15 protein-coding genes and 1 pseudogene are annotated in these 12,766 nt (G+C 41.6%); 10 read left to right on the forward strand and 6 right to left on the reverse strand.

Annotated elements, in window-relative coordinates; genetic code table 11:
• Positions 1–578: 578 nt before the first annotated feature.
• A complete protein-coding gene (locus tag IM322_RS22970; RefSeq protein WP_002775710.1) occupies positions 579–821 on the forward strand; it encodes a DUF2283 domain-containing protein in 243 nt (80 codons plus the stop codon).
• A 67-nt stretch (positions 822–888) separates the two neighbouring features.
• Here the strand turns inward: IM322_RS22970 and IM322_RS22975 are convergent, their stop codons facing one another.
• Complete coding sequence (locus IM322_RS22975) at positions 889–1,014, reverse strand: hypothetical protein (RefSeq protein WP_287675685.1); 126 nt, start codon at positions 1,012–1,014, stop codon at positions 889–891.
• 66 nt (positions 1,015–1,080) lie between these two features.
• Here IM322_RS22975 and IM322_RS22980 point away from each other — a divergent pair, with 66 nt between their 5' ends.
• Together IM322_RS22980 and IM322_RS22985 are read left to right on the forward strand one after the other, a co-directional pair.
• Positions 1,081–1,335 carry a hypothetical protein gene (locus IM322_RS22980; RefSeq protein WP_286824359.1) on the forward strand — a complete coding sequence of 85 codons (255 nt, stop codon included), beginning with the start codon at positions 1,081–1,083 and terminating at the stop codon, positions 1,333–1,335.
• A complete protein-coding gene (locus IM322_RS22985; protein WP_287675684.1) occupies positions 1,316–1,576 on the forward strand; it encodes a Txe/YoeB family addiction module toxin in 261 nt (86 codons plus the stop codon). The genes IM322_RS22980 and IM322_RS22985 overlap by 20 nt, the downstream gene beginning before the upstream one ends.
• Before the next feature lie 29 nt (positions 1,577–1,605).
• On the opposite strand, the gene IM322_RS22990 is transcribed toward IM322_RS22985, so the two are convergent.
• Positions 1,606–1,776: a hypothetical protein gene (locus tag IM322_RS22990; RefSeq protein ID WP_287675683.1), complete on the reverse strand. Its 171-nt coding sequence runs from the start codon at positions 1,774–1,776 to the stop codon at positions 1,606–1,608.
• 254 nt (positions 1,777–2,030) lie between these two features.
• On the opposite strand from IM322_RS22990, the gene IM322_RS22995 reads away from it, so the two are divergent.
• The 6 genes from IM322_RS22995 (at position 2,031) to IM322_RS23020 (ending at position 10,632) form a co-directional block, all read left to right on the forward strand.
• Positions 2,031–4,601: a DUF3536 domain-containing protein gene (locus IM322_RS22995; RefSeq protein WP_287675682.1), complete on the forward strand. Its 2,571-nt coding sequence runs from the start codon at positions 2,031–2,033 to the stop codon at positions 4,599–4,601.
• A 266-nt stretch (positions 4,602–4,867) separates the two neighbouring features.
• Positions 4,868–6,115 (forward strand): tryptophan synthase subunit beta, encoded by a 1,248-nt coding sequence (trpB, locus tag IM322_RS23000; protein ID WP_012265094.1) that lies wholly within the window; start codon positions 4,868–4,870, stop codon positions 6,113–6,115.
• Positions 6,116–6,606: 491 nt separating this feature from the next.
• Entirely contained in the window at positions 6,607–7,818 is a 1,212-nt protein-coding gene (gene hpsP, locus IM322_RS23005; protein WP_287675681.1) for a hormogonium polysaccharide biosynthesis glycosyltransferase HpsP, read from the forward strand.
• A gap of 494 nt (positions 7,819–8,312) precedes the next feature.
• Positions 8,313–8,879: a glyoxalase-like domain protein gene (locus IM322_RS23010; RefSeq protein ID WP_287078145.1), complete on the forward strand. Its 567-nt coding sequence runs from the start codon at positions 8,313–8,315 to the stop codon at positions 8,877–8,879.
• Between the two features lie 48 nt (positions 8,880–8,927).
• Positions 8,928–9,269 (forward strand): hypothetical protein, encoded by a 342-nt coding sequence (locus IM322_RS23015; protein WP_287078143.1) that lies wholly within the window; start codon positions 8,928–8,930, stop codon positions 9,267–9,269.
• Between the two features lie 28 nt (positions 9,270–9,297).
• A complete protein-coding gene (locus IM322_RS23020; RefSeq protein ID WP_287675680.1) occupies positions 9,298–10,632 on the forward strand; it encodes a flotillin family protein in 1,335 nt (444 codons plus the stop codon).
• Here IM322_RS23020 and IM322_RS23025 read toward each other — a convergent pair.
• The 4 genes and pseudogenes from IM322_RS23025 to IM322_RS23040 all read right to left on the reverse strand — a co-directional run bounded on the left by IM322_RS23025 (position 10,578) and on the right by IM322_RS23040 (position 12,397).
• A pseudogene (locus IM322_RS23025) lies at positions 10,578–10,959 on the reverse strand (Uma2 family endonuclease). The gene IM322_RS23020 and the pseudogene IM322_RS23025 sit on opposite strands and share 55 nt — an antisense overlap.
• 14 nt (positions 10,960–10,973) lie before the next feature.
• Positions 10,974–11,540 carry a Uma2 family endonuclease gene (locus IM322_RS23030; RefSeq protein ID WP_287675679.1) on the reverse strand — a complete coding sequence of 189 codons (567 nt, stop codon included), beginning with the start codon at positions 11,538–11,540 and terminating at the stop codon, positions 10,974–10,976.
• An 89-nt stretch (positions 11,541–11,629) separates the two neighbouring features.
• Positions 11,630–11,998, reverse strand: a complete 369-nt coding sequence (locus tag IM322_RS23035) for a DUF5838 family protein (RefSeq protein ID WP_287675678.1) — start codon at positions 11,996–11,998, stop codon at positions 11,630–11,632.
• Positions 11,999–12,247: 249 nt separating this feature from the next.
• Positions 12,248–12,397 (reverse strand): anacyclamide/piricyclamide family prenylated cyclic peptide, encoded by a 150-nt coding sequence (locus tag IM322_RS23040; RefSeq protein ID WP_286826750.1) that lies wholly within the window; start codon positions 12,395–12,397, stop codon positions 12,248–12,250.
• A gap of 239 nt (positions 12,398–12,636) precedes the next feature.
• Here IM322_RS23040 and IM322_RS23045 point away from each other — a divergent pair.
• The coding region (locus IM322_RS23045; RefSeq protein ID WP_287675989.1) for a transposase family protein at positions 12,637–12,766 on the forward strand (130 nt) is incomplete at its 3' end.

Raw genomic sequence — 12,766 nt, forward strand, 5'->3', positions numbered from 1 at the left:
AATACTAAAGAATTTTCACGCATTCCACAACTACAATTGGAAGACTGGGAAATAGAGTAATTGATTTCAAAAATTAAACTTTAAAACCCCGATCTCTGTAGCTTTTGAAATTGCGATTGTTTTGGCTTGTGAAAGTGCGATTGCCGCCATCTTGTTGATTAAACTTTAAAACCGTGATCGCTTTTATTGTCATCAGTGCGATCGCCGATCTTGTAGGTTGGGTTGAGGTGATGAAACCCAACATTGCCTTTTTGTCTTACCCTAATTTATTGGGTTTCACTTCGTTCAAACCGACCTACAGTGCGATTATTTGCTTTATAATTTTTACTAATCCCTTACAAAAAAATACTCCGAAATCCTCGTGAACTTTATTTTAAGTCCCCATGCCGAAGAAAAAATTATTCAACGCCAAATCTCTTGAAAAATATTGCAGGACATCCTCAATAATCCTGAGCAAATTTTAGAAGAAGATGGACTCAAAGTTTATCAAGGTACGTTTGTCGCCATTAACAATAAAACTTATCTTCTGAGAATTTACATTAATGACTTAGTTGAGCCTCAAAAAATTGTTACACTATATGTTACCAGTAAACTTAGAAAATATAGGCAGCTATCAAATGAAAGCTAAATATGATGCTGAGGTTGACGTTTTAACAATTACCTGGCATGACACACCCGTAGAAGAAAGTGAGGCAATCAGTCCGGGGGTTATTCTTGACTATGATCAAGCAGGTAATGTAATCGGGATTGAAATTCTTAATGCTTCTCGAAAAATCGAGAATTTTTCTCCGAATGTGCAGGTAGCTATTTCTTCTCGATAAAGGCGATCGCTATTGGCTGATAGTGCGATCGCTGATCGCGTAGGATGGGTTAACACAGCGTAACTCGTCACAAACATTGATGATCAAAGGCGATCGCTTTATAGATGGTAAAGAGGCGATCATTATTGGGAGAGCCAATCCTTCGGAGATAGCGATTTTTGTGATGACGAGAGGCGATCGCTTTTCTTGTCATCAGTTCTAACTCATGCTGATTTTGATATAATAGCCATAATTGTTTGACATCTTAAGAGAAAAAATCATGATTAGAGCGATTAAACAGAAAGGAATTGTTGGCAGAGAAGGAAAAATAGAGCTTTATTCTGCGGAACTAGAAGAAGGAACAGATGTGGATATTATTATTTTAGTATCTGATTCTGAACCCGATACAACTGAATATCTTCTTTCAACAGAAGCCAATCAGCGTGAATTATCCGAAGCTATTGACAGAATAGAAAAGAAAGAAAACTTAGTGACAATTACTGTAAAAGAATGGCGTGAAAAATATAGTATTTGATCCGAAAGCTTTTAAACAATTCAATGAATGGGCGATAGAAGACAAAAAACTCTATAAAAAAATCGTTGATTTAGTTGACGACATATTGCGTCATCCCTTCTCTGGAATCGGTAAACCTGAACCCTTAAAACATCAACTCAAGGGTTATTGGTCAAGACGCATTAATGATGAACATCGCTTAGTTTATAAAATTACAGAAACAGAAATTATTATTATCAGTTGTAAATTTCATTATGACTAGGCTCAATGTAATCGCTGTCATCTTGTTGATTAAACGTTAAAATTGCCATTGCTTGGGATAGGAACGCAGAGGGCGATCACTTTTTGGGGATAAGGAGGGGCGATCGTTTTTGGGAGGAGCAATTTTTTGGGCATGGCGATCGCTTTTGGGGCAGGGGTAAGAGCGATCGCATCTCTCCTAGGGTAGAACGCTGATGGCAAAGGATGGTCAGTCAGCCCTAGATAGTCAACAGCCTACCGGGAAAAGCTAGATTTTGTAACAAAATTTAGTATTACTTTGTGCTGTGTATAGAGAAGTTGCGAATTGTTAACCCTAGCTTTGCTAGGAACACAAAACATGATATTGTGACCCCAAGGCCGTGAAAAACGGCAAGGTTTTCAGTTTTTTTAAACATCAGGTCGCTACATTCTACAGCTATTTTCGCTCAAAAAAAAACGATTTTCTAGGCATTTCTATGACTTATCTTGTTGAACATCCTTCTACAACCTTTTATTCCTATACCGATACGGGGGTCGATCCCCTGAAAACCGCTCACGGAGTTTATATCACGGTTCACGGACATTTTTACCAACCACCGCGAGAAAATCCCTATCTAGACAGAATTGAACGGCAACCGAGCGCCCATCCCTTCCATAATTGGAATGAACGCATCCATCACGAGTGTTATCGTGCCAATGCTTTTGCGCGCATTTACAATGACCGGGGGGAAGTGATCAAAATAGTTAATAACTACGAATATCTCAGCTTTAACATCGGGGCCACCCTAATGTCATGGATGCAATCCCATGATCCCGAAGTTTACCAACGCATCCTGACAGCGGATCAAAAAAGTTGTCAACGCTTAAACGGTCATGGTAACGCCATCGCCCAAGTCTATAATCATATCATTCTGCCCCTAGCCAACAAACAGGACAAATACACCCAAATTCGCTGGGGAAAAGCCGATTTTCAGCACCGTTTCGGTCGCGATCCCGAAGGAATGTGGTTAGCGGAAACAGCCATTGATTTAGCCACAGTGACAGCTTTAATCGATGAAGGGATTAAATTCACCATTTTAGCCCCTTCCCAGGCCCTGCGCTGTCGTCCTTTCCCTAGCGACCAAGATCCCCATCCCCAATGGCACGCGGTGGCCGGAGGTCAAATCGATCCCACCCGTCCCTATCGCTGTTACATCCCCGATGGTCGTTATCTGGATATTTTCTTCTACGATGGTCCAATTTCTCGGGATATGGGCTTTAATGATGTCCTAGCCAGCAGTGATTTTCTCGTCGGTCGTCTGGGACAGGCAATTAAAGGGGATCATCGTCCCTCCCAGTTAATCAGCGTCGCTACCGATGGGGAAACCTTCGGCCACCACAAACAGGGGACAGAGAAATGTCTTAGCTATGCTTTTACGGAATCTTTCCCTAAAAACGGCTGGACAGTCACCAATTTCGCCCATTATCTCAGTATTTGCCCCCCCACTTGGGAAGTGGAATTAAAACCCGTGACCGCGTGGAGTTGTGTCCATGGCGTAAATCGTTGGCAGGATGACTGTGGTTGCGGGGGAGGGGGAAATTACCAGCAAAAATGGCGTAAACCCCTGCGGGAGTCCCTAAATTGGCTCAGAGATGAGTTGATTAAGGTATATGAGATTCAAGGACAGGAATTTTTCCGCGATCCTTGGCAGACAAGGGATGACTACATTGCAGTTATTTTAGATCGATCCCCAGACGCGATCGAACATTTCCTCGCCCTGCATCAAAGTCGCAACCTGAGTAAAAGCGAGAAAATCGATGCTTTGCGTTTGTTAGAAATGCAAAGACAGGCTTTATTGATGTTTACCAGTTGTGGCTGGTTTTTTGAGGAAATTTCTCGACCTGAAGGTACGCAAATTTTGAGATATGCTGGCCGGGCCCTGGAATTAGCTGGAGAAGTGGCTGGAATTCAATTAGAAATGAATTTCCTCAGTCGTCTAGCTTTCGCCCCCAGTAACGTTAAGTTATATCAAGATGGGGCTGATGTCTATCGACAATTGGTCACTTCTGCGCGGGTCGATTTGGAACGGGTGGCGGCCCATTACGCTATTAGTTCCCTATTTACCAATTATCCCGGTCATCATCGGATTTATTGTTACAATACCCGTCAATTAGATTATCAAAAACAAGCGATCGGGTCTTTAACTTTAGCAGTGGGACAGGTGGAATTAACCTCAGAAATTACCCAAGAAAGTGAACATTTTGTCTTTGCTGTTCTACATTTAGGAGGTTGGGATTTTTACTGCTGCATTCAACCTTTTAACAGTCGGTTAATCTATACCAATCTTAAGGATCATCTCTTTGAATCTTTACAACAGGCCAGTGTCTCGACCATGATCGTAGAAATGGGGCGCGGATTGGGAGAAAACTTTTTTGCTTTACCCCATCTTTTTGCCGATGAAAGACACCGGATCATGCAGAAGGTGACAGCCGAAACTAAAAAACGTCTCGATCAATTATACACCCAAGTTTATCGGGATAATTACGGCATTTTAGCGGCTTTCCAACGGGATGAGCTGCCCGTACCTCAAGAGTTACAGGTAGCGGCCGATATTGCCATTTCTCACCGTTGTTTACAGGTGATTAATGCCCTAGAAAAAGATTTTGAGCAGCGGCAAGCAACGGAGAATAATCTCGATCAATTATTGGCTATTGCTAAGGAAGCCAATCATTTACACTGTCAATTAAACATTCCCGAAGCGCGTCAAACCTTAGAAAGTCTGCTCTGGCAATCTCTTGGGAAATTATTACACGATGGCGATCCTTTAACGGCGGAGGAAGATGCCCGCCTAATCACCCGTTTAATTGAAGTTAGCCAACAATTAAAGCTAGGATTATCCCTCGATCGCTCTCAGGAATTATACTATTATTACTTCCATGATCGTCTAGTTCCTAATTCTTTGCGGTCCAATTCAATAGATGCTGCCTGTCCCTGGCCGATGACGCAATTAAAATGGTTATTACTATTAGGACAGGTGTTAAAAGTTGATGTGAGTATTTGGCTGTAAAATCAGTCAAAGGGGGGAGCATCTCATTTATGCAAGTGAGTAATTATACTTATCCATAAAACTGGTTTCTAGCAAGGCTTTCAAAATAGCTTGACATAAAAACCTGATTTAGGGGTTACAAAGGTGAGATGCTCCCGTCAAAGGGTGGGCAATGCTCACCCTTTGATTATTAAGTGGGTTAGGCGATGATTGCCCTGGAACTCAGGTTAACCCAGAGACTAAACCCTTAGATTTATAATGGACATAGTCTCTCATCGAAGATTTACATGACTATCACGCCGATTTATGCCGCCTCAGCCGGCACAGCAACCCAGTATCCCGATGCTTTTGGGCGTTTTGGACGCTACGGGGGCAAATACGTCCCGGAAACCCTGATGCCAGCCTTAAGTGAACTAGAAACGGCCTATAATCAGTATCAAGACGACCCCGATTTTCAAGAAGAATTAAATCAACTGCTCAAGGATTACGTCGGTAGACCTAGTCCCTTATATTTTGCCGAACGTCTCACCGCCCATTATGCCAAAGCTGACGGTACTGGGGCGCAAATTTACCTGAAACGGGAAGATTTAAACCATACTGGGGCCCACAAGATTAATAACGCCCTCGGTCAGGTTTTATTAGCCAAACGCATGGGTAAAAAGCGAATTATCGCCGAAACCGGGGCAGGACAGCACGGCGTGGCCACCGCTACGGTTTGCGCTCGTTTTGGTCTAGAATGCGTGATTTATATGGGAATTCACGACATGGAACGCCAGGAACTCAATGTTTTCCGCATGAGACTGCTTGGGGCGACGGTGCAACCCGTGGCCGCCGGGACAGGAACCCTGAAAGATGCCACCTCGGAAGCGATTCGCGACTGGGTAACTAATGTCGAAACCACTCACTACATCCTTGGTTCTGTGGCAGGTCCCCATCCCTATCCGATGATGGTGCGCGATTTTCACGCGGTTATCGGTCAAGAAACTCGTCAGCAAAGTCTGGAAAAATGGGGCGGTTTACCAGATATTCTCCTCGCTTGTGTGGGGGGTGGTTCTAATGCTATGGGTTTATTTCATGAGTTTGTTAAAGAAGCTTCCGTGCGTTTAATTGGTGTTGAGGCTGCCGGGGAAAGTATCGCTTCCGGAAAACACGCCGCCACCCTTACCCAAGGTCAACCGGGGGTTCTACATGGAGCAATGAGTTATTTATTACAAGATAGCGAAGGTCAAGTTATCGAGGCCCACTCAATTAGTGCCGGTTTAGATTATCCCGGAGTCGGGCCAGAACATAGCTTTTTAAAAGATAGTGGTCGCGCCGAATATTACAGTGTCACTGACCGGGAAGCATTAGAAGCTTTTCAAAGAGTTTCCCGTTTAGAAGGGATTATTCCGGCCCTAGAAACTGCCCACGCTTTAGCCTATTTAGAAACTCTTTGCCCGCAAGTAACTGGTAGTCCTCGCATTGTTATTAATTTCTCTGGACGGGGTGATAAAGATGTGCAATCGGTGGCTAAATATTTATCGATGAATGGTTAACCTTTAGCCTTTTCAGTGAGCAGTTATCAGATTTGAGTATTAAGTGATCCCCCCTGCCACTAGAAGGGGGGTGCTGACAATTTTTAACACCCACCTACTTATTAAATGGCGGTTTCTTGCTGTTTTTTCACTTTTGACCGATTACCACTGATAACTGCTTATACTAAATCCGTTGAGCATAGGCTACTTATAAGGACAGGCAAAAGGCACTCATGCAAAAGGGGTAATAAATAATCAGTTTTTAATAACCGGATTTAGTATAACTGGTAAATCAGAGGGATAAGCTATTGTGCATCTAAATTTGATATTCGTTTTGAATTTGATATCCTCTTGGGGTTTCTTGAGCGGTTTCCCAGCTGCCTTAACAGATTTACTCTGTTCTGGTCTTAGAGTCGCTCTAAGTGGCACTTTCTAGCATATATCGTGCAAATGCGCTAGTATTTAACAGTAAAGCCAACCTAGAAGGACGGGGTTTCTGACCCAATTTTTCGATGAAAATTCTTCAGATTGTTCCTTCGATTTCCCTTGTTTATGGTGGCCCTAGTCAAATGGTACTCGGTTTGTCAGCGGCCTTGGCCCAACTAGGCCAAGAGGTGACTATTATTACCACCGATTCCAATGGTGACACGGGACAAGCACCCCTAGATGTGCCTTTAGGGGTCCCTGTTAGTCAAAATGGCTATCAAATCTATTATTTTCGCTGTTCTCCCTTTCGCCGCTATAAATTTTCTCTTGATCTGTTTACTTGGTTGGCTAATAGGGCAAAAGATTACGATATCGCCCATATTCACGCCTTATTCTCGCCAGTGAGCAGTATATCAGCTTCGATCGCTCGTTACCGTCAACTGCCCTATATTCTCCGTCCCCTAGGCACCCTCGATCCGGCAGATTTGCAAAAAAAACGGCAACTTAAACAAATATATGCCAATTTTCTGGAAAAACCCAATTTAGCGGCGGCGGCGGCCGTTCATTTTACCAGTCAGCAGGAGTGTCAAATCGCCGAAAGATTTAAGATAAAAACTAAGGATATTGTCATCCCCCTAGGGGTAGATTTTTTTGACCCACAAGCTCTACCGGTAAACGGTTTTGATCTTCCCCAAAATAAACCGATCATCCTCTATATGTCCCGTCTTGACCCGAAAAAAGGTCTAGATTTATTGCTGCCCAGTTTAGAAAGGTTGTTAGCAAAGGGCCTAGATTTTCATTTTGTCTTAGCAGGAGGCAATCCCCAGGATCGGGAGTACGAAAATCGGATTAAAAATCAGATCGAGCGGTCAATCTTGGGCAAAAATACAACAATTACCGGATTTGTGACCGGAGAAATAAAAAATAACCTCCTCGCTAGGGCCGATTTATTTGTTTTACCTTCCTACTATGAAAATTTTGGCATCGCAGTGGCAGAAGCTATGGCTGCCGGAATTCCCGTGGTTATCTCCGACCGGGTGGATCTGCATCCTGCGGTAGCAGCAGCGGCTGCGGGATGGGTGACAGCTTGTCAGCTTGAGGATTTAACTAATACTTTGGCAACGGCTATCACTAATCCTGAAATTCGCCAACAACGAGGGAAAAATGCCAGGGATTTAGTCTTAAATCAATATAGTTGGTCGGCGATCGCTGAACAGATGCTAACTGTCTATCAAGATCTAGTCTGCGCTATCGATCGTCCCCTGCTCGATCGAAGTCACAGACGGATTAAGATTTAGGCCATCAGGATAACCAGCACTAAAAATGCGGCTCTTCTGGTTTCTGTGTGGAAACGGGGTCTATACTGATAGTTTCTTCAGCAAAATAGTCCTAAAAGTCTTTCCCAGTAAACATTTCACGATTCTATAAGCAAAAATTATCACACAAAGTCGAGAAGAGCCAAAATGCCAGTAGGGTTAAACCTGATTGCAGAAAGACGGGAAGCGCAAAAGAATTCATAAAAGTACCTCACTTTTCTAGGGATGGCTCTATTTCCAATATACGCTTTCATTTCCGCTAATTCCTCATATTTCCGTCCGCAATGTCATCATCTCATCATTTATTCATCCCATAGGGAGAATTTGAGGCAAATTGTACTGTATTTAAACTGGGTAGGGAGCATTTTAATACAAATGTACAGAACTCGGTTACTCCCCACCCTGTTCACTTAAGTTTCAGCGTCGTGATTATAATTAGGGAATGATAGAAATTCTTAGGCAATAGGATCACATCAGTGTTGATAAATCATCTTTTCTTCGGCGCTTTCCTACCCCTTGATACTCTCCTGTCCACCCAGGGGATTATGGTTATGCTTCTGGCCGCTTATGCTTTAGCCATGTGGATGTTTCTAACCAGCGCCCCAAAAGTTCATACAATCATGGTGACAGATTTGGAGACAGCCCGACAATTTTATGAAGGACTTTTAAATTTACCCACGGCCGATGTTCCCCTCCATTACTATTACAATTATGAGCAGACGATGGGCAATAATATGATTGACCCATTTTATATGTCTAGTAATCCGGCTGCGACTACTGCTCATACTTCTTTGGGAGATCAACCCCAGGGTTTATGGTATCAGTTAAAGAAAAATACCCAACTGCATATCGTTGCTGGGGCAACTGCGGGTTATAAGGATCGTCATCGTCACGTTTGTTTTGATCACGATTGTTTAGAACAAATTCTGATGCGGGTGGAATCACGACGCTTAAAGTATAAAGTTCGTCGCAATAAACCTTTAAATTTTTTGGTCAAAGATAATGCTGATCGCGTGATTGAAATGGCCGAAGTCTCGAATTAGTTAACAGTAATTAGATTGGGGGCAACCATAACGGTAAATAACTAAACTATGAATGCTCAACTGCTCACAATCATTTTAATTTCTTTAGGGGTAGGTATTGGTTTGGCCATTCTACTCCTAATTTTAGTCAAGTTAAGACGCTGCAACCAACAGGTAAATAGTATCGTCGATCATCAATCTCTCATCGGTTTAATTGGAGTTGTTCAAATCCCCTTCGATAAAAATAGCAAGGGGAAAGTGCGAGTTAATGTCGGGGATAGTCTGATCGATATAGTAGCGATAACGGAAGGGGAAGAACAATTTAATGTCGGGGATCAAGCATTTATCCTCAATTGCCAAGACAATAAAGTTTTAGTCATTGCGGAAAAGTATATCAGAGGCGATTTGTAATTTCTTCTAGACCAAAGGGTAACTAACTATGAATAGTCAAAATAATTCCTATCTCATCCAAATCAATCCCAATCAATACGACAACAATAACAACAACAGTGCTGGTAATTTATTGGGGAATAGTGTTCCCATTGCTTTATTGATATTTCTGGGGATTGGTGCGATTTGGTTTATCAATTCTTTTTTGTGTATTTGTAAACCCAATGAAGTAGTCATCCTGAGTGGGATGAAACGCAAATCAAAAGATAGACAAGATGCAGGTTATCGAGTGATATCGGGGGGTCGGGCGATTCGTATTCCAATTTTAGAAACCGTTAAACGCATGGATGTCACCACAACCCCGATCAGAATTGAGATTAAAAATGCCTATTCTAAGGGAAATATTCCCCTGAATATAGTGGCAATTGCTAACGTTAAAGTTAGTTCTAAACCTGAAATAGTCGGCAATGCGATCGAACGTTTTTTAGATCGAGATCGAGCAGAAATTATTCGCGTAGCTAAAGAAACTTTAGAAGGAAACTTGCGGGGTGTAGTCGCAACAATGACCCCCGAACAAGTGAACGAAGATCGCCTAAAATTTGCCGAAAGTATTACCAGTAACGTCAGTCAAGACCTGTTTAAACTCGGTTTAGAAATTGATACTCTCAAAATTCAAAATGTTGCCGATGACGTGGATTATCTTAACTCCCTCGGACGGGAAAGAATCGCTTTAGTCATGCGTGATGCTGAAATTGCTGAATCAAATGCACTCAATGAAGCTGAACAAATAGTCGCGGAATGTGAGGAACAAGCAACCGTAGCTAAAACCCGCGATCAAATTATCATTTTAGAGCAAGAAAACGAATTGAGAAAGTTAAAGGCAAAACTGGAACAACAGGCAAAATCGGAAGAAGAAATAACTATCGCCGCCGCTAAGGAAAAACGTGCTATAGTTGAAGAAAAATTTCAACAGGTCAGAGCAGAATTAGAAAGATTACGTCTCCAAGCAGATGAAGTTTTACCCGCAGAAGCGCAGCAGGAAGCCGAAACTTTCCGCGCTAGAGGACAAGCGGCAATTTTTGAAGAAAATGCTAAAGCTGAAGCCTTGGTTAACGAATTATTCGCGGAAGTTTGGCAAAACACCGGCAGCGAAGCATCAGCAATTTTCTTGATTCAACAGTTAGAAACTATCCTAGAAGAAGCGATCAAAATTCCTAAACGCTTACACCTCGATCGAGTTAATATTGTTGATAATGGTGATGGTAAATCCCTCGCTACCCTGATTAAAGTCTATCCCGAAATCGTCAATCAATTCCTCGCCAGTGTCCATCAAACCCTCGGTATTGATGTGGTCGGAACTCTCACCAATAAAATTGAAAAATAGCAGTCAGAAAACATACTAGCCTGATTTTGGCGATAGATTGCTACCTGTTGACTAATGGGATCAATTAACCAGCCCACTCTTAAGCCACTATCAAGATATTCCTGCATTTTTTCTTGGAGTTGACTTAAAGAATCAGTGCGCGACCTTAATTCTATCACAAAATCAGGACAAACTGTTAATAGCACCAATTGGGGGCATAATGATTAATTCTCCTTCGGCAGTTTGTTCAATTCGCCAATCGTCGTTACTATGGCAAAGTTGATAAAATTGCTCATCGCTTAAATTGACGGATTTTAAGTTTAAGGTAATGGTTTCGGCGGTAATCATAGTATTTAATTTGCCTAATTAAATACTTGAGAAACTTTTATATTTAGTTGATTAAATATAGATGATTTTACTAAGTCATCATTGCTAAAATTACCTATTTCTGTATAAGTATTTCCTCTTAATTCTAAGACTAAAATTGTTTGAGTTTGGGGATCAACTATCCAGTATTCAGGAATACCACAATCTTGATATTGGATTCTTTTGGCTATGTAATCTCTTTCTCTTTGAATTTCACCAGGGCTAACTACTTCAATAACTAATAAAGGGGGTGACATGGAAAGAAGAATAGTATTTCTTTTTGAGAGTAGTTTAATATGTTCTTCTCGAATAATTGTTAAGTCAGGATAACGGTTTTTAGGTTCTCCTCTGACTTCTAATTCTAAACCATGTCCTCTGATTCTATCAGTTCCTAGCATTAAGGCAAATACCAAGAAAAGACGATTGGCAATTTGGTAGTTAAGTCCTGATTCTGGTGGCATTTCTATCAATTCGCCGTTAAATAATTCATATAATCCCTCTGAATTATCCTCATATTGTAGATATTCAGCGAAGGTTTCAAATCGAGGTTTAGTTATTAACATCAATTTTACTCCATCTTGAATGATTTGTAATAATAAAGCCGCATATTGTCAATCTTCGTTTTCTCTAATTCTTTTTGAGTAGTACCTACCTACATACTAAGAACTGTTAGTTTGCTAAAGTCAAAGTTATGTCCTAAAAATTTCTGTAATAATGAATAATCTAATTGAACACCAACACGGCTTTCAACTTGCAGAAAAAAAGCTAAAGATTGAGTTAGATATTTTTGCCATTCTTGGGACTGATCTTTAAAAAAGAGCATAAACCGTGAGGCAATGAGTTTATCTAATTCTATCTTACAGGAGGCTTCAATATTACAATCGCCTTCAACTTCCATAACAAAATCTTCAAACAGCCGCAGAGGATAAATCGGCTCAACATCAAAAGCTTGTTGATGATTACGGATAAATTGTATTCTTTGCTCTTTGAGGGAGTTTTTTTGAATCTCAGCAACTATCATAATTTCAAGTGTTAGATTAAAGATGAAAAGTCGGCGAGATATGTAAATCTTTGATTTTGATTCTCAGAGTTTAAGAAAATCCCCGACTTTTTTAATCACTTCGCTCAAAAGCTTCTCCCGCGTGCCAGGTAACAGAAAGCCCTGAATTAACAAGGATTGTGCGTCAATTACAAGGGAGCAACCGTGCGCCTTGGCAAGCAGAAAAAGACTTTTGACATGATTTGAAGTTCGATGCTTGAATCGGGAGGATTACTCCGCGTCGTCTCCCGCAAAAGGATACCGCGAATCCCGCGCATCCCATTCCAGGGGGGCGATCGCATTGCCATCACGAGAGACGGTAGCGGCATTTTCCCGTTGGACAGGAGCAGCATTGCGGGGTGTCAGTTTCTTGGTTTTCATGGTGGAATTTCCTCCAATCAGTTGGTTTTTCACAGTATGGCAAAACTGCCAATCCAAGTCAACAGTTTCTAGGTCAATTTTTGTTAAGAAAGAGTCAAGTTTGCGAATCACATTTCTCCCTTAATAAAACAGCTACCCCCCCCTACAGGTAGGGCTGTTTCATTCTCCCATCAGAATATCAAAAGTAAAACCGATCACTGTCAGGTAAAATGAGAAGTGACCGGCAATTTTTTAAATATATGTTGAGCTTAATAGAAAAACTGAAACAAGTCAAGGACTTTCGGAAAGATAAAGGAAAAAGACACCCTTTATGGATAGTATTATTAGTAATAATACTGGGAACAATGCTAGGATACTCAGGTTATAGAG

The sequence above is a fragment of the Microcystis sp. M109S1 genome (genome assembly GCF_020247025.1).
Classification (GTDB): Bacteria; Cyanobacteriota; Cyanobacteriia; order Cyanobacteriales; family Microcystaceae; genus Microcystis.